At 66.0% G+C, this 16,895-nt stretch carries 20 protein-coding genes; 7 read left to right on the forward strand and 13 right to left on the reverse strand.

What is annotated here, in order from left to right; translation table 11 throughout:
* The 6 genes from CHB74_RS21920 to CHB74_RS05065 form a co-directional block, all read left to right on the forward strand.
* Positions 1-386 (forward strand): hypothetical protein (locus CHB74_RS21920; protein WP_179220726.1); only part of this gene is annotated, 386 nt, incomplete at its 5' end.
* The gene (locus CHB74_RS05045) at positions 386-709 is read left to right on the forward strand and encodes a hypothetical protein (RefSeq protein WP_089218541.1); all 324 of its coding nucleotides are present in this window, start codon (positions 386-388) and stop codon (positions 707-709) included. The genes CHB74_RS21920 and CHB74_RS05045, both read left to right, overlap by 1 nt.
* A complete protein-coding gene (locus CHB74_RS05050) occupies positions 706-1,041 on the forward strand; it encodes a hypothetical protein (RefSeq protein WP_089218542.1) in 336 nt (111 codons plus the stop codon). Before CHB74_RS05045 ends, CHB74_RS05050 begins: the two co-directional genes overlap by 4 nt.
* A gap of 62 nt (positions 1,042-1,103) precedes the next feature.
* Positions 1,104-1,415 carry a hypothetical protein gene (locus CHB74_RS05055; RefSeq protein ID WP_089218543.1) on the forward strand — a complete coding sequence of 104 codons (312 nt, stop codon included), beginning with the start codon at positions 1,104-1,106 and terminating at the stop codon, positions 1,413-1,415.
* Positions 1,415-1,654 carry a helix-turn-helix transcriptional regulator gene (locus CHB74_RS05060; protein ID WP_089218544.1) on the forward strand — a complete coding sequence of 80 codons (240 nt, stop codon included), beginning with the start codon at positions 1,415-1,417 and terminating at the stop codon, positions 1,652-1,654. The genes CHB74_RS05055 and CHB74_RS05060 overlap by 1 nt, the downstream gene beginning before the upstream one ends.
* Positions 1,644-2,687 (forward strand): tyrosine-type recombinase/integrase, encoded by a 1,044-nt coding sequence (locus CHB74_RS05065; RefSeq protein WP_179220727.1) that lies wholly within the window; start codon positions 1,644-1,646, stop codon positions 2,685-2,687. Before CHB74_RS05060 ends, CHB74_RS05065 begins: the two co-directional genes overlap by 11 nt.
* A 58-nt stretch (positions 2,688-2,745) precedes the next feature.
* Here the strand turns inward: CHB74_RS05065 and CHB74_RS05070 are convergent, their stop codons facing one another.
* From CHB74_RS05070 to CHB74_RS05130, 13 genes are all read right to left on the reverse strand, one after another.
* Positions 2,746-3,006, reverse strand: coding sequence for a hypothetical protein (locus tag CHB74_RS05070; protein WP_089218546.1), 261 nt, complete (start codon positions 3,004-3,006; stop codon positions 2,746-2,748).
* 1 nt (position 3,007) lies between these two features.
* Positions 3,008-4,051, reverse strand: coding sequence for a chemotaxis-specific protein-glutamate methyltransferase CheB (gene cheB / locus CHB74_RS05075; protein WP_089218547.1), 1,044 nt, complete (start codon positions 4,049-4,051; stop codon positions 3,008-3,010).
* A gap of 32 nt (positions 4,052-4,083) precedes the next feature.
* On the reverse strand, positions 4,084-4,530 hold the full coding sequence (locus tag CHB74_RS05080) for a chemotaxis protein CheW (protein ID WP_089218548.1): 447 nt from the start codon (positions 4,528-4,530) through the stop codon (positions 4,084-4,086).
* Between the two features lie 23 nt (positions 4,531-4,553).
* On the reverse strand, positions 4,554-4,919 hold the full coding sequence (locus tag CHB74_RS05085) for a response regulator (RefSeq protein ID WP_089218549.1): 366 nt from the start codon (positions 4,917-4,919) through the stop codon (positions 4,554-4,556).
* Between the two features lie 44 nt (positions 4,920-4,963).
* Positions 4,964-5,527 (reverse strand): chemotaxis protein CheD, encoded by a 564-nt coding sequence (locus CHB74_RS05090; protein ID WP_089218550.1) that lies wholly within the window; start codon positions 5,525-5,527, stop codon positions 4,964-4,966.
* A complete protein-coding gene (locus tag CHB74_RS05095; protein WP_089218551.1) occupies positions 5,524-6,549 on the reverse strand; it encodes a protein-glutamate methylesterase/protein-glutamine glutaminase in 1,026 nt (341 codons plus the stop codon). The genes CHB74_RS05090 and CHB74_RS05095 overlap by 4 nt, the downstream gene beginning before the upstream one ends.
* Positions 6,546-7,415: a CheR family methyltransferase gene (locus tag CHB74_RS05100; protein WP_089218552.1), complete on the reverse strand. Its 870-nt coding sequence runs from the start codon at positions 7,413-7,415 to the stop codon at positions 6,546-6,548. The genes CHB74_RS05095 and CHB74_RS05100 overlap by 4 nt, the downstream gene beginning before the upstream one ends.
* 4 nt (positions 7,416-7,419) lie before the next feature.
* On the reverse strand, positions 7,420-9,558 hold the full coding sequence (locus CHB74_RS05105) for a chemotaxis protein CheA (protein WP_089218553.1): 2,139 nt from the start codon (positions 9,556-9,558) through the stop codon (positions 7,420-7,422).
* Positions 9,555-9,845, reverse strand: a complete 291-nt coding sequence (locus tag CHB74_RS05110) for an STAS domain-containing protein (RefSeq protein ID WP_144033727.1) — start codon at positions 9,843-9,845, stop codon at positions 9,555-9,557. The genes CHB74_RS05105 and CHB74_RS05110 overlap by 4 nt, the downstream gene beginning before the upstream one ends.
* 14 nt (positions 9,846-9,859) lie before the next feature.
* The gene (locus CHB74_RS05115; RefSeq protein WP_245842643.1) at positions 9,860-11,656 is read right to left on the reverse strand and encodes a methyl-accepting chemotaxis protein; all 1,797 of its coding nucleotides are present in this window, start codon (positions 11,654-11,656) and stop codon (positions 9,860-9,862) included.
* Between the two features lie 171 nt (positions 11,657-11,827).
* Positions 11,828-12,250, reverse strand: coding sequence for a nucleoside-diphosphate kinase (gene ndk / locus CHB74_RS05120; protein WP_089218555.1), 423 nt, complete (start codon positions 12,248-12,250; stop codon positions 11,828-11,830).
* Positions 12,251-12,398: 148 nt separating this feature from the next.
* Positions 12,399-12,839, reverse strand: coding sequence for a DNA polymerase III subunit chi (locus CHB74_RS05125; RefSeq protein WP_089218556.1), 441 nt, complete (start codon positions 12,837-12,839; stop codon positions 12,399-12,401).
* Between the two features lie 15 nt (positions 12,840-12,854).
* A complete protein-coding gene (locus tag CHB74_RS05130; RefSeq protein ID WP_089218557.1) occupies positions 12,855-14,348 on the reverse strand; it encodes a leucyl aminopeptidase in 1,494 nt (497 codons plus the stop codon).
* A gap of 167 nt (positions 14,349-14,515) precedes the next feature.
* Here CHB74_RS05130 and CHB74_RS05135 point away from each other — a divergent pair, with 167 nt between their 5' ends.
* Complete coding sequence (locus tag CHB74_RS05135; protein WP_245842645.1) at positions 14,516-16,765, forward strand: LPS-assembly protein LptD; 2,250 nt, start codon at positions 14,516-14,518, stop codon at positions 16,763-16,765.
* Positions 16,766-16,895: the final 130 nt, after the last annotated feature.

Here is a 16,895-nt window from a genome sequence, read left to right on the forward strand (position 1 = left end):
ATTATCCCGATATCGCGCTTGAGGTTCTGCGCGATCACCCGGAAGGCGACATTCTCTCCCCTCCCACCCCCTCGCGCGAGGCGAGCGAGGATCAGGTGGAGTCGGTGGCGCGATCTATTATGGGAGCCGCCACGCGCAATGCTACGTTCGAAACCTTCATCCATGAAGATGAAGCAAGGTCAGCGGCCCGCGCCGCACTCTCGACCATCCAGAGCCGGGAGGACGCGCTGCGCGAGGCGCTGCTCGGTTGGCTGGCGTGGCACACGAAAGTCAATGTGGACGACGATTGCGAGTATCTGAATGAGGATGCTTGGGCGGATGCGGACGCCCTTGTGGTTCGCTCGCGGGACGCGATGGCCGCCCTCAACGCGGGAGGGGCGAAGTGATGGGCGCGAAGATGGCCTCGGCAACCCGCTCCGCACTTTATGACAAGCACGGCCGCGAGATTATGGTCGGCGATATTTTGAAGGTGTTCCACTTCATCGGCCGCCGCAACAAACACCATTTCATGTTCAAGCAGGTGATGCGTGAGCAGAAGCTCGGGAAGGGTGTGGAAGATTATTTCTACATCAGCCATCTGAATTTTCGAGACGATGGCTACCACCTTCATCGCGACGGGTCGGTGTTGGGCGACTACGAAATCGTTCAGAGTATCGACGCTCAATTTGACCGGCGCCCACGTATTGATCCCAAGGAACCCCGCCCATGACCGCGCCGGAAGATCGGAAGCTGCCGGAACTCATCGTCACCAAGGGCGGGGTTCCATTCGCAGATCAGGCCGAAGGGGTAAGGCAATTCAAGGCCGCGTGTCTCGCCGTGGCCAGCGAAGCCGAGGCCCCGGCTAAGCATGCTCAGGCAGCCGCCACCATCGAGCGCAAGGCCATCATCGCCTGGCATCGTGAACAGGCCCGGCTTTGCGGCCAGGCCGCCAATGCAGCACGCGACCAGCGCGTTCAGCTGATCGAGCTCGAAAAAGCCCGCCACCATGTCCTGTCGGCCGCCTGCATCGAACGCGGCGCGCATGAACGCATGGTCGCCTGAACCTTGACACTCCCGGGCGGTGGACTCACCCTCCACAGCCCACCGCCACGGAAGCCCCCGCCATGGCCCGCAAAAGCGCCAATCCATCCAACCCCTTCAAGGTGCGCAACATGCGCGCCAAGCAACTGCGCAGCGGCGCCTGGGCCTATTACTGGCAGCCGTCCGATACGCTGCGCGCCAAAGGCTGGGAGGCGCAGGCCCTCGGCAACGATATCGGTGTGGCGATCGACAAGGCACGCGAACTCAATGAAGACGTCGCTCGCTGGAAGGCCGGCGCGGCCAAGCCCAAGGCCGTGCAGACGTTCGTGCCCCGGCAGGCCGCGCGCATTGCCGACGCGCTGGAGGCCCTGCGCAAAATGGCGGAGAGGAAATGATGGCCAAAACCGCGCTTCCGAACTGGCCGCGCATGATGAAGCGGGACACCGCCGCCCAATATTGCGACATGAGCATAGCCGAGTTCGAGCGCGCCATCGCAAGCGGCGTGATCCCTATGCCCGTCCGCTTCGGCGACCGCGATCGCTGGAGTCGGGAGCAGATCGACGCATGGATCGCGCGCGCGGAAGGTGATGCACCGAAGGACTGGCGCGCCAATGCCCCGATCTATGCGCGGTAAGAGCCATCCTCGCGTCAAGCGGGTCCGCGCGAAGGGGCGCGACTATTACTATTTCGACACCGGCACGCTGAACGAGGCCGGGAAGCCCGTCTACAAGCGGCTGCCGGACCCGAAGGAGCGCAACTTCGGCGCGGTCTATGCGTCGCTCATGGCGCACGTCACCCAGCGCGCGAACATCAGGACCGAAATCACCCTCTCGCGGATGATCGACCTCTATCAGCGCGGCGCGACCTATGGGGCCATGAAGCCGGCATCCAAGAAACTCTATGACATTCAACTTCGCAAGATCGACGATGCCTTCCGAGGCGCCCCGGCCAATGCCGTTGAGCGCCGCGACACCGTACTCTTGCTCGACAGCCTGGCGGGCAAGCCGGCGACTGCGAATGTCGTGTTGGCCGTGCTCCGCGCGCTCTACAAATGGGGCCGGGATCGCGGGCACGTCACCATAGATCCGGCAGCCGAGATCGACACATTCGACGTGGGCGAGCATGATCCATGGCCCGAGGCGCTGCTAGATGAAGCGCTGGCGTCCGATGACGACAGGGTTCGCCTCGCGACTGCCATGCTCTATTTCACGGCGCAGCGGATCGGTGATGTGTGCCTGATGCGCTGGAGCGATATCCGCGATGGGCGTTTCGAATTCACCCAGCAAAAGACCGGGCGGATGATGAGCGTCCCCGTCCATGCGTCACTCGCGGCCATCCTTGCCACGACGCCGCGCACCGGGCTGACGATCATGGCGAGCGCGGCAGGAAAGCCCTTCCACGTCTCCACCGTGCGCAACTGGCTACAGGCGTTTGCGGCAGAGCGCAGTTATCGCATCGTCCCCCACGGCCTACGGAAGAACGCCGTCAACTCGCTGCTGGAGGCCGGGTGCAGCACCGGCGAAACCTCGGCGATCAGCGGGCAAAGCCTCGCCGTCGTCGAGCATTACGCCAAGCGTCGGGCCAACGTCCGCATGGGTTCTGCCGCCATCCTGAAGTGGGAGGGACATAAGGTGAACCGGAAAACTCTGGAAAACAGGAGGAAATGATGCCGGATTTCTGCGGCAGAGTCATAAAGGTCGGTTAAGCCGAATTAACAACCACGCGTCAGGCCGTGCCAAGGCGGCGGCAGATGCTCTCCAGCGTGGCGCCAGCCGCCGCCACACCGATATCGGGCGCCCGCAGAATCGCCGCGATCGCCGCCTGCCGCTGGCCGATATCATCAAGCGCCTGAAGCTCGTGGATATGCTGCCCCGCCACCGCCGGGTTGCCGCACAATGCAACGCCGAGCCGTTCGAGCGTGGCGCGTGCCGCATCCAGTTCGTCGGCCAGCAGCCCGAGGATGCGGCTTTCGTCGCTGTTCGCCATGTCAGGCGGCCGCCTGGGCGCGGCGGCATTCGCCCAGCAGAACGCCACCGATATCGTCCAGCACCACCGTCTGAATGGCCGCGCCGGCAGCCACGGCGGCAGCCGGCGCTTCGCGCACCATCGCGCTCGCCGGATCCTGCGCGATCGTCATGCCACCCGCCGCGCGCAATGCCTTCAGCCCGGCTGCACCGTCATTGCCCATGCCGGTCAGCATCACGCCCACGGCATCGGCCTTGGCGGTCTTGGCCAGCGTGGCGAACAGCAGGCTGGCCGACGGCCGGCTTCCAGCGACGGGATCGGACGCGATCATCCGCATCGACGCATCCGGCCAGCGATCGACCACGACATGGAAGCGCGGATCGGCCGCGACATAAATATTGCCCTGGGTAAGCGACAGGCCATCCTGCGCCAGTTGCACCTTCGCCTTGGTCGCATCGTCGAGCCGCGCCACCAGCGGCTCCACGAAATCGGGATCGAGCTGCATCAGGATCAGCGTGGGCGGGCAGTTGGCGGGGAATTCGGGCAGGATCTGCAACAGCGCATCGACGCCGCCGGTGCCGGCGGTGATCGCGACGATCCGACCGTTCCAGTCGAACTGCTCCTCGGCCGCGCGCGCATATTTGCGCCGTTCGCCGGACGGCACCTTGCCGGATGCGGCGGCCCGCACCAGCGCGGTCAGCTTGGGCGCAAGCCGGGTGAACTCCTCCATCGTCGCCTGCGTCGGCTTGGGAAAGCATTCGACGGCGCCCAGTTCGAGCGCGCGGAGCGAGGCCGACGCGCCCTTCTGGGTCAGCGTCGACAGCATCACCACCGGCATCGGCCGGTCGCGCATCACCTCTTCCAGAAACTCCAGCCCGCTCATGCCCGGCATCTCGACGTCCAGCGTCATGACGTCGGGCTTCAGCGCGGCAATCTGGTCCCGCGCTTCATTGGCATCGCCTGCATGGCCCACCACTTCGATACCATCGGCCTTTTCCAGCACGCCGCTGAACAGGGCGCGCATCGTTACCGAATCGTCGACAACCAGCACACGGACTTGCGACATTTTCTTTTATTCCTTGGGACTTGAAATCAAATTCAGGCGGCGTCGGCAACCGGCTCGGCCGCCTCGCCGGACAAACGATCCAGATTGAGCACCATCACCATGCGGCCTTCCACGGGCACCAGCCCGTCGAGAAAGGCGCCGGCCGTTTCGTTGCCCAGCGCGGGTGCGGGCTGCAGTTCCGCCTCGTCGATCGAAACGATGTCGTTCACCGCGTCGACGATCAGCCCCTGCAACTGATCGGCGATCTGGACGACGATGATGACATGGCGTGCGGTCGGCTCGGCAAGCCCCCAGCCCAGCCGGGCGGACAGATCGAGCACCGGCAGCACGGTGCCGCGCAGGTTGACGACACCGCGCACATAAGGCGCGGCGTGCGGCAGGATGGTCGTCGGCGTCCAGGCGCGGATCTCGCGGATCGCCATGATATCGACGCCCAGATATTGCTCGCCGATCTGGAAGGTGATGAGCTGGCGCGACATGGGCCTTGCTCCTTGGCTGTCGGTCAGTGGGAAACGCGGCGGATGGCGGAAGCGAGCTTTTCCGGGTCGAATGGCTTGACGATCCAACCCGTCGCCCCGGCCTGGCGCGCGCGCGCCTTCTTCTCGTCCGAACTTTCGGTGGTGAGCACCAGGATCGGCATGTCGCGGAAGCGCGGGCGGGTGCGCAGTTCCTCGATCAGGCCGAAGCCATCCATGCGGGGCATGTTGATGTCGGTGATCACCAGATGCGGGGCGTTGCTGTCCAGCCACTCCAGCGCGGCCACGCCGTCCTCGGCCTCGGCCACGGCATAGCCGCGCTCGGTCAACGCCGCGCGCAACAGCATGCGCATGCTGGGGGAATCGTCCACCGCCAATATCGTCTTGGACATCTCTCTTCTCCGGGCCGACCGTCATCGTCGTCGCCCCATTGTGGTTAAAAAAGCTCTACGTCGCCGCTGCTTCGCGGGGGCTGAGGTGCACGGTTTTCATCGATCCGCGCGTCCGCCTGGACGATCCTGCAGCGCACCTGGCCGAGCGCCGCGCGGAAATCGACACGGCGCGGCGTGTTGCCGCCGATATTGGCCTGGCTGAGTTCGATGCCGTCCTTGATCAGGAAATCCCGCGCGAACCGCCCATTGTCCGTGCCGATCGCATGCATGCCGGCGTGAAGATTGGCGCCACCATAAAGATGGGCGCGCAGCCACGAACGACTGGCTCCCCTCTTCAGCATCTCGTTGACGAGCAGTTCCATCGCATAGAGGCCGTAGCGTTCGGCCTCGCCATCATCGCGCATCCGGCCGTGCCGAGGCTCCGACAGCAGAAAATGGTTCATGCCCCCCACCCGCGCGTGCGGATCGTACAGGCAGCAGGCGATGCAGCTGCCAAGCACCGTGGTCAGCACCACGGCGGGATCGTCGGTCACGAAGCTCGTGCCCTGCAGCACGTTGATGCGCTGTTCGGGCGGGCGGTGCAGGGTCGTGGCGGCCGGTGCGTTCATCGGCTGCAATGCTCAAGCGCGCGACGCGCGATCCGGTCGAGCGGCAGTTCCTCCTCCACCGCGCCGATCTGCGCTGCGACGCGCGGCATGCCGTAGATCAGCGAACTCGCCTCGTTCTGGCCGAGCGTGGAGGCGCCGGCGCGGCGCATCTCCAGCAGCCCCTGCGCGCCATCATTGCCCATGCCGGTCAGGATGATGCCCACCGCCCGATCACCAAGGCATTGTGCAGCGGACCGGAACAGCACGTCCACCGCGGGGCAATGGCCGTTGACCGGCGGCGCCTCGATCAGGCGCACATGCGGCTTCTGGCTGCCGCGCAGCATGGCATGGCGGGCGCCGCCGGGGGCGATATAGACGCTGCCCTGTTCCAGCAGATCATCGTCCCGCATCTCCACAACGCGCGGCGCGATGCTGTTGTCCAGCCGCGTGGCGAAGCAACTCGTGAACAAGGCCGGCATGTGCTGGACGATCACGGTCGGCGGGCAATTTTCGGGAAAGCGCGCGAGCAGCGCACCAAGCGCCTCGACCCCGCCGGTCGACGCGCCGATCGCGACATAGCGGCCGTTCCACGCGAAGTCCGTCGGCGGGACGACGGGCACGGGCGCCTCCAGACGCGGGCGGCGGCGGCTGCGGGCGGCCTGCTTCACCTTGCTGGCCAGCACGCCATCGTCGATGCACATCAGATCGGCCATGCCGCCTTCGGGCTTGGGATAACAATCCACCGCGCCCAGTTCGAGCGCGCGGAGCGTGGCATCGGCGCCGGCCTGCGTCAGCGTCGAAACCATCACCACCGGCGTCGGGCGCAGCCGCATGATCTTGTCGAGGAAATCGAGCCCGTTCATCTCGGGCATCTCGATATCCAGCGTCACGACATCGGGATCGAGATCCTTGATCATCTGGCGCGCGGTGCTGGCGCGGTCCGCCGTGCCGATCACCTCGATCTCGGGATCGCGGCGCAGCAGCCCCGACAGCAGGGCGCGCATCGTCGGCGAATCGTCGACGATCAGCGTGCGCACCGTCATGCCGCGGCCTTTCGATAGATAGTCTGGCCGACGGACAGGAAATCGTCCGCCGCCGGACCCACCAGCCGCTCGCTGTGACCGATATAGAGATAACCACCGGGAACGAGCTGGGCAGACAGCCGCGCGATCAGCCGTTCCTTGGTCGGCTCGTCGAAATAGATCATCGTGTTGCGGCAGAAGATGACATCGAACTGCCCGCGGATCGGCCATTCGTTGAGCAGGTTGAGCTGGCGGAAGCGGATCAGTCCGCGCACCACATCGCCCATCTGCACACCATCCGCCGAGGCCCGCATCCAGGCGGATTTCATCGCCGGCGGAATATCCGTCGCCACCGCCGCCGGATAAAGGCCGCGACGCCCGATTTCGAGCACCTGGCTGTTGAGGTCGCTGGCCAGCGCCACGACATCGCCGCTGCGGATTGCGCGCGCATCGTCCATGTCGGTGCCGAGCAGGGTGAGCATCAGCGAATGCACCTCCTCCCCGCTCGATGAGCCGGCCGACCACAAGCGGACCCGCTGGCGCCGCGCGGCCTTTTCCACCAGCGCCGGCCGCACATGCGCCGCGAAATGCTCGAAATGATGGTTTTCGCGGAAGAATTTGGTGTGGTTGGTGGTCAGCGCCTCGATCGCCTGCACCCGTTCTTCGCGGTCGTTGCGCAGCAGCGCGACATAATCGCGGAAATTGTCGAGCCCGCGTGCCCGCACCAATTTGGTCAGCCGCGAATAGACCAGCATCGCCTTGCCATCGGCAAGCACGATCCCGGCATGGCTGTGGACAAGCCCCGCGATCGCCTGAAAATCCGCCCGCGTGAACGGAAATTGATCGGACGCCCCTTCGCCGCTGCCGCCGGTTTCTCCCGTGAACATGCGCTCAGGCCCGGCGCAGCAGCGGCGGTTCGTCCGCCGTGATCTGCAACGCCACCAGCGTTTCGACGTCGAGGATCAGCGCGACGCGGCCATCACCCAATATGGTTGCGCCGGCGCAGCCGGGCACCGGCTTGTAATTCGTCTCCAGGCTTTTGATCACCACCTGCCGCTGATCGACGATGGCATCGACCATCAGCACGGCCTGGCCAAACTCCTCCGTCTCGACGACGATCAGCACCGCCTGGGTGGGATCGTCCGCCGCGCCGGAAAGCCCCAACTGATCCGCGACCGACAGCACCGGCAAATAGGCGCCACGCACATCCAGCACATGCTGGCCCGGCCCCATCCGTTTCACCTCGCCATGGCTCGGCCGCAGGCTTTCGATGATGTGGGTCAACGGAATGACATAGGTCTGATCGCCGACCGACACGATCATGCCGTCCAGAATGGCCAGCGTCAGCGGCAGCGCCAATGTGAAGACGGATCCCTTGCCCGGCGTCGACGCGATCGCGATCCGCCCGCCCAGCGCCTGCACATTCTGGCGCACGACATCCATGCCAACGCCGCGCCCGGAGATGTTGGACACCGCCTTCGCGGTAGAAAAGCCCGGCGCGAAGATCAGATTGTCGATCTCCTCGTCGGTCAGCCGCGCATCCTGCGCGACGATCCCGCGCTCCACGGCAAGCGCCAGAACGCGTTCGCGGTCGATGCCCTTGCCGTCATCTTCCACGGTAATGATGATCCGGCCGCTGCGATGCTCCGCCGCCAGCCGCACCATGCCTTCGGGATCCTTGCCCGCCGCGATGCGATCGGCCGGGCTTTCAATGCCATGATCCACCGAGTTGCGGATCAGATGGGTCAGCGGCTCACCGATCCGCTCGATCACGGTCTTGTCGAGCTCGGTCGCCTCGCCCTCCAGTTCCAGCCGCACCCGCTTCCCGGTCTGCGCCTCAAGCTCGCGCACGATGCGCGGGACGCGGCTGAACACCGATTTCACCGGCTGCGCGCGGATCGACATCGCGCTGTCCTGCAATTCGCGGGTCAGATGATCGAGATCGGTGAGTTGCTGGATCGCGGACTGGCCGCAATCCTGCAATTGCTGGGCAAGCATCGCCTGCGTGATGACGAGTTCGCCGACCAGATTGACCAGCCGGTCGAGCTTGTCGAGATCGACGCGAATGGTCTGCCCCGCGGTCGCCGCAGCGACCGGAGCTTGCACCGGCTTCACCGGCTCCGGCACGGCCGATTTGATCGGCACGACATTGGTCGCCGCTTCGGGCTGCGAAGACGGCGGCGGATCGACCGGAAGCGCATTTGCCGGAGCTGGCGGCTCCTCCGGTTCGACCCCGTCCTGTTCGATCCGCAGCTCGCAATCTTCGGCGACGAACTCGAACACTTCTTCGATCGCCGCCCGGTTGACATGGCCGGGCACAGTCAGGGTCCAGCCCAGATAGGCGCCCTCCGCCTCGAAGCGATCGAGCGTGGGGATCTGCGAGGTGTCGGCCGACTGCATCTCGCCACCCAGCGCAACCAGTTCGCGCAGCAGCAGCAGCGGCTCCCCGCCATTGTGCAGCGCGCCGCGCGCGGGGCGCAACGTCACGCGCCACGGCGACGTGGCCGGCAGCGCAGCCGGCTCTCCAAGGTCGAGATCGCCTGCCTCCAGCCCGCCCAGCAACGCATCGAGATCGAAGCTGAGGTCCACGCCCGGCGCGGCCTCGGCGACCGCGAGCGGCTCGGGCGGCGCCTGCACCGCCGGCCTGGGCCGCTCGCCCGATCCGATCGCCTGCAACATCGCCAGAACCTCGGCATCATCGGGTGCCGACCCGGCGCCACGGATCGCCGCCACATGATCGGACAGGACATCGAAGGCGCGCAGAAGCGTGGTCATCAGATCGGCTTCGAGCGCCAGTTCCCCGCCACGCAGAAGATCAAGCACGGTTTCGAAATGATGGGTGAAGGATTGCAGCGCGGCGAAGCCGAAGGCCCCCGCCCCGCCCTTGATCGAATGGACAGCGCGGAAGACGGTGTTGATCGTCTCGCCATCATGCTCGCCCGCGCGGCAGGCCATCAGCCCGGCTTCGGCGCTGGCCAGCCCTTCGTCGCACTCCTGGAAGAAGATCCCCTGGATTTCCTCGTTGGTCATGCGGCCTCTCCATCGGCCATCGCGAACGGCAGGCTGGCGGCCACGCCGGCAAGCGCACAGGCGTTTTTCAATGCGTCCGATGGCGCGGCGATCGTCAGATCGATGCCGGCCGCAATGGCCGAGCGATGGGCGCTCAGGAGAAGCTGGATGCCGGCCTGGCCGATCTGCTCCACCCCGTCCGCCAGCAGCGCGATACCGGCGTCGGCCTGCACCGCTTCACGCAGTTCGGGCACGAGCAGCGATACCGCCTCCCGGTCCATCACCGGCAGCAAGTTAATGCGCCTCATCCGGCCGCTCCGCTTCAGAATTCCGTCCAGTCGTCGTCGTGGGCGGCGGCGATGGCGAGATTGCCCTGCATCATCGGCACCCCGCGACGCTTGGCCTTCGGCTTCGGCCTGGTCGCCACCGCGACCGCGCCGACCTTGAAGCGCTGCACCAGCGCGGCCAGTTGATCCGCCTCCGACGCCAGGCTGCGCGCGGCAGCGGTGGATTCTTCCACCATGGCGGCGTTCTGCTGCGTCATCTTGTCCATATCGGCGACGGCGGTGTTCACCTGCTGCATGCTGGCCGCCTGTGCCTCGGCCGATGCCGAAATCTGCGTGGCCAGCGTCGCGATCTCCGCCACCTTGGCGACGATGCGATCCAGTGCCTCGCCGGTCTGGCCGACAAGCTGGACGCCCGATTCCACCTGCTTCGAACTTGCCCCGATCAGGCCCTTGATGTCCTTGGCGGCATCGGCCGATCGCTGGGCCAGCGCGCGCACTTCGTTCGCGACGACGGCAAAGCCCTTGCCCGCATCGCCCGCGCGCGCCGCTTCCACGCCGGCGTTCAGCGCCAGCAAGTTGGTCTGGAAGGCGATGCCGTCGATCACCCCGATGATCTGCGCGATTTCCTGCGCCGACCGCTCGATCTCGCCCATCGCGACCACCGCCTCGCGAACAATGCGACCGCCCTGCTCGGCATCGTCATGCGCTTCGGCCACCGTGCGATTGGCATGGGCCGCGCCCTTCGCCGTCTCGCGCACGGCGGAGGTGATCTGGTCCATCGCCGCGGCGGTTTCCTCCAGCGACGCGGCCTGCTGCTCGGTCCGCCGCGAAAGATCGTCCGATGCCTGGCTGATCTCGCCCGCACCGGTGTGGATGCTGTCCGCGCTCTGCAGCACGCCGGAAATCGCGTCGCGCAATTGCTCGGCCGCCGCGTTGAAATCATGGCGCAGCGTTTCATAGCCTTCGGGCAGCGTGTCGATCCGCACGTCCAGCTCGCCCTCCGCCATGCGGCGCAGGCCGAACCCGACGGTATCCACCATTTCGGTCATGCCGCGATCGGCGTCGCGCTTGGCCCGGCTCACATTGCGCAGTTCGACCGCCGCGCGCGCAAGATCGCCGATCTCGTCGCTGCGCCCCGCGCCGCCGATCGTGATGTCCAACCGTCCTTCGGCAATGTCCTTCAGCGCGTTGCTGGCCGAGGCCAGATCGTCCGCAATCGCCGTGCGGGTGCGCTTCAGCAGCGCCATCAGCCGCCAGCTCAGCGCGGCCAGTGCCGCGATCATGGCCAGTGCCATGCCCATCTTGGTCCAGAACTGGGTGGATTCGTTCGCGGCCATCGCCTCGACGAACGGGTTGCGCAGGCTTTCGATCGCGTCGTCGATCTCGCCGCCCAGCCGGCTCATTTCGGCCAGACCCTCCGGTGTGCGCTGCGCCGGGTCCGCCATCTTCAACGACAGCGCCACATAGGCATCGGTCGACGTGTCGATGCGATCGAGCACATTCTGGTCGCGCGCCGCCACATTGCCGCGCATCGCCGCAACCGCATCGGCGAAATCGCCGGCATTGCTGTTGACCTCGGCGATCGATTGCTTGGTGGGGATGGTCGCCGCGCGATAGATGTCGCGCTCCAGCGACGCGAAGTCCTTCTCCAGCAACGCCACGCCGAGCGTGCTGTTCGAAACGGCATTGCCGCGCTTGATGGTGTAGAGATCGGCCGCCGCGCCGGCGGCGGTCAGCCCAAGGACGACACCGCCCAGGACAAGGAACATGCGGCGCTGCTGGTTCAGCCGCTCGCCGATAGTCAGTTGTTCGCGCCCTGCAACCTCAAGCATCTTCAATCCCTTGCCCCACAGCCGGCGATGCCGCCGAAATCATTCAGGGCAAGGCTAGAGGAAGAGAGTTAACCGATCGGAAATCATGGGCCCGATCGCAGGACGCAGATCTGGCCGCGCAGAGCCGGATGGGGATCGCGGATGGCAATATCCGCGATCCCCATCGGAAAATCAGCCGACGATTTCTTCCGGCTTGAAGAAGAAGGCGATTTCGATGCCGGCATTTTCAAGGCTGTCCGAACCATGGACCGAGTTCGCCTCGATCGATTCGGCGAATTCCTTGCGGATCGTGCCCGGCTCGGCATTTTCGGGGTTGGTGGCGCCCATCACTTCGCGGTTGCGGGCAACGGCATTCTCGCCTTCCAGCACCTGCACGACCACCGGGCCGGAGATCATGAAGCTGACGAGATCGTTGAAGAAGGGGCGTTCACGGTGGACGCCGTAAAAGCCTTCAGCCTGATCCTTCGTCATGTGAATGCGCTTGGACGCGACGATGCGCAGGCCGGCTTCTTCCAGCTTGGCGGCGATCGCGCCGGTCAGGTTGCGACGCGTGGCGTCGGGCTTGATGATCGAGAAGGTGCGTTCGGTCGCCATGGCCGAGCGGGCTCCATATTTCGAGTGATGGGAAAAGTTGCGGCTCCCTACTCTCTGAACCCGCCCGAAGCAAGCGGACAGGCGCGCCCGCACGCCCGAACCGCACGCCCGCGCCGGCCATCTGCCGCACGGCGATGACCGGTCCGATTCAGGCCGCCTTGGCCCAGCGCCCCGCTTCGTCCTGCTTCCAGAAATTGCGCTCGACGCCGTCGCGCCCGGCCAGCGCCTTCCACGCCATGCGCGCGGCATCGATCGTCGCATCGTCGAAGAAATGGAAGGCGCGATCGAAGGCCAGGGCCTCGTCGCGCCAAAGCCCGTCGACCAGCGCCACGTTGCGGGCGCCATTGGCGGGATCGACAGCGCCGGCAATCAGCACCGGCTGTGCTGCCCCGTCGCCATCCTGCGCCCGGCCATGCGGCAGGAAGCTATCCGGCGCATAGGTCCATAATTGCTGGTCGAGCCGCGCCGCCAGCCCGTCATCCTCGCAAATGACGAGCAGGCGGCCACCATCCGCGAGCACGCGTTCGGCAATGCGCGGCAGCACCCGCTCGATCGGGCTCGCGGCGAGATGGTAGAAATCGACCTGCAACGCGATCCGCCCCGATCAGCCTTCGTAGCGGTCGGCGATCAGCCGGTCGAGCAGGCGCACGCCATAGCCGGTCGCCCCCTTGTCCCACAGCGCGCCGGGCTTGGCGGCCCACACCATGCCGGCGATGTCGAGATGCGCCCAGCGGACGCCATCCTCCACGAAACGCTGCAGGAACTGCGCGGCGGTGATCGACCCGGCATCGCGCGGGCCGACATTCTTGATGTCGGCAATGGGGCTGTCGATCAGCTTGTCATAGACATCGGAAAGCGGGAACCGCCACAATTTGTCGCCCGAAGCCTTGCCGGCGGCGAGCAGGTGATCGGCCAGTTCGTCGCTGTTGGAAAACAGCCCGCCATGTTCGTGGCCAAGCGCAATGATCATCGCGCCCGTCAGCGTCGCCAGGTCGATCACGGTCTTCACGCCATGGGTCTTCTGCACCCAGGTGATCGCGTCGCACAGCACCAGCCGCCCTTCGGCATCGGTGTTGATCGCCTCGATCGTCTGGCCGGACATGCTGGTGACGACATCACCCGGGCGCTGCGCCTTGCCGTCGGGCATGTTTTCCACAAGGCCGCACACGCCGATCACGTGCGCCTTCGCCTTGCGGCCGGCCAGCGCCTTCATCGCGCCGGCAACCGCCGCCGCGCCGCCCATGTCCCACTTCATGTCTTCCATGCCGGCCGCCGGCTTGATGGAGATGCCGCCGGTATCGAAGGTCACGCCCTTGCCGACGAAGGCGATCGGCGGCTTGGCGCCACCGGTGCCGTCCCACTTCATCACCAGAAGCCGGGCCGGACGCGCCGAACCCTGCGCCACGCCGAGCAGCGCGCCCATGCCAAGCTTGGTCATCGCCGCTTCGTCGAGCACCTCGATCTCGACGCCCAGGTCCTTCAGCCCCTGGCAGCGTTCGACGAAGCTTTCGGGATAGATGATGTTGGCCGGTTCGCTGACCAGCTGGCGGGTGAGGTCGATACCGTCGGCCAGCGCCTTCAGCGCCGTCCAGCTTTCCTCGGCACGGGCCACGAATGCGTCGTCCGCGCCGACCAGCACGATCTCCGTCAGGCTGGGCTTCGCCTTGGCCGACAGCTTGGTGCGATAAGTGTCGTGCCGCCAGCCGCGCAGCAGCGCACCGAAAGCCAGATGGGCCGCCGCCGTCGCCGCATCGCCAACCGGCGCCTTGCCGAAATCGACGACGAGGCGGGTTTCGCCCGACGTCAGCAACCGCGCCGTCAGCGCGCCGCCCGCCTGCTCGCAACCGGTGCGTTCCGCATCGCCCCTCGTGCCGGTGCCGACCAGCAGCAGCCGGCGAACATCGTCGCCTTCCGGCACCACCGCCTCGGCAACCGCGCCCGCTTCTCCTTCGAAGCGCGCGCCGGCGGCCGCGCGCCGGACGATCGCCAGCGCCGCCCCGTCCAGCCCCGCGCGGTCGGCCGCGCCGGAACCGGAATTGACCGGCAATGCCAGGACATAATCACCCTCGGGCCGGGCGGAGGCAAAACGCACCTGCATCGAACACGCATCCTTCTGCTGAACTCTTCTTTCCCCTCTAGGCGAGCCGGGCCGTGCTGGCAAAGCGTGCGCGTGAAACGGATCGACGTATGCGGGCGTTGCAGCGGACGGGCGGCGGTGCGATAGGCGGCGTCTGCCGTTCGTCTCGGCCCTGCCTGTGGGGGATTGTGATCCAGTTCAAGCCGATATGCCTGACCGCCCTGCCGCTGGCCCTTGCGCTGGCGCAACCGGCGTTCGCCCAGGATCTGCAGGATCGCCCGCAAGGCCCGCCGCCCGCCGGTGGCGCGCCGGTGCCCGACAATGACGAAGAGATCACGTTCAGCGCAACGTCGCTGGAATATGATCAGGATGCCGAAATCGTTACCGCCACGGGCGATGTCCGCATGCTGCGCGCCGGCAACCGGCTGCGCGCCGACAAGGTGGTGTGGAATCGCAAGACGGGCGAAGTGACGGCCGAAGGCGACGTCGCGGTGGTCAACCCCGCCGGCGACACCGCTTATGGCGAAAATGTGCGGCTGACCGATACGCTGAAGGACGGCGTGATCGAAAATATGCTGCTGGTGCTCGATGATGGCGGCCGCCTCGCCGCCGATCGGGCGACGCGGGTCAATGGCGTGTCGACGCTGGAACATGCCGCCTACACGCCCTGTAATGTCACCGATTCGTCGAACTGCCCGAAAACGCCGTCCTGGCAGATCACTGCCGTGCGGGTTGTCCACGATCCCGTGCGCCGCCGCATTTCGTACAATAACGCCCGGCTCAACTTGTTCGGCCTGCCGCTGCTGTGGCTGCCCGGCCTGTCGCACCCGGACGGCAGCGAAGGTGGCGGATCGGGCCTCCTGATGCCCGATGTGCAATATAGCCGCACCAACGGGTTCGAGCTGGCCCTGCCTTATTACATCCAGCTCGCCCCCAATCGCGATCTTACGCTGACGCCGCACGTTTATTCCAAGGTGCTGCCGGCGATGGAGGCCGAGTATCGCGAACTGACCTCCCTCGGCGCCTATAAGGTCGGCGGTTTCCTGACATACGGCACCCGCCAGCCGGCGACGCTGTTGCCCGGCACCACCCCGGCGGAAAGCAGCCGCGACATTCGCGGCTATTTCGAAGCCAATGGCCGCTTCCAGTTCACGCCGGAATGGAGCCTGAGCGCGTCGACCCGGGTGACGACCGACAAGACCTTCCTGCGCCGCTACGACATTTCGCGCGACGATCGCCTGCGTTCGACCTTCAACGTCGAACGCATCGACGCCGACAGCTATCTGTCGATCGCGGGCTGGGCCGTGCAGGGCCTGCGCACCGAGGATCGCGGCGGCATGCAGCCGATCGCGCTGCCCGCAATCGATTATCGCCTGCGGCTCGATGATCCGCTGCTGGGCGGCAAGGTGCAATTGCAGGCCAACAGCCTCGGCATCATCCGCACCGACGGGCAGGACACGCAGCGCGCCTTCACCGCCGCGCGCTGGGATCTCCGCCGCTATACGAGCTTCGGGCAGGAACTGGCCCTGACGGCCTATGCCCGTGGCGACGTCTACCATACCGATGAAGTGCTCGCGACGCTCACCCCCACCTATCGTGGCGACGAAGGCTGGACGGCGCGCGGCATCGCGGCGCTCGCGGCGGACATGCGCTGGCCGTTCGTCGGCGAATTCATGGGCGGCACGCAGCGGATCACGCCGCGCCTGCAACTGGTGGCAACGCCGCGCACCAAGAATCTCTCGGTCCCCAATGAGGACGCGCGCGCCGTCGATCTTGAGGATTCCAACCTCTTCGCGCTCAACCGCTTCGCCGGCTATGATCGGTGGGAGGACAGCAGCCGCGCCACCTATGGCCTCGAATGGGCGGTCGATCTGCCGCGTTTCTCGCTGAGCAGCATCATCGGGCAAAGCTACCGACTCGACAGCCGCCCCTCGATCCTGCCCGAAGGCACCGGCCTGTCCGGCCGCTATTCGGATATCGTCGGCCGCACGACGATCAAATATGGCAGCTTCGTCCAGTTCACCCACCGCTTCCGGCTCGACAAGGACAATCTCGCCATCCGCCGGAACGAGATCGACGCGACGGTGGGCAGCAGCAAGACCTATGTCACGGCCGCCTATCTGCGCCTCAACCGCGATGTCGACCGGACGATCGAGGACCTGCGCGATCGCGAGGAACTGCGCCTCGGCGCCCGTGTCCAGTTCGCCAATTACTGGTCGGTGTTCGGATCGACCGTGATCGACCTGACCGGCAATCAGGAAGACCCGCTGGCCCTGGCCGATGGCTATCAGCCGGTGCGGCACCGCCTGGGCTTCCTGTATGACGACGAGTGCATTGAGCTTGGCGTGACGTGGCGGCGCGATTATGACGACACCGGCGACGCGAAGCGCGGCAACACGTTTCTGTTGCGGGTGGCGCTAAAGAATTTGGGCCGCTAAGCCTGCGTTCAGCCGCAAGGGTGCACCGAAGCGCGCCGTTCAGCGGCCAATTTTCCGATGGGGTGAGAGTGAAGGCGCAGTTCAGGAACAATCGCAGGGCGCTGGCACGTTTTGGTGCGGCCACAATCGT

Source organism: Edaphosphingomonas laterariae (assembly GCF_900188165.1).
GTDB lineage: Bacteria > Pseudomonadota > Alphaproteobacteria > Sphingomonadales > Sphingomonadaceae > Sphingomonas_E > Sphingomonas_E laterariae.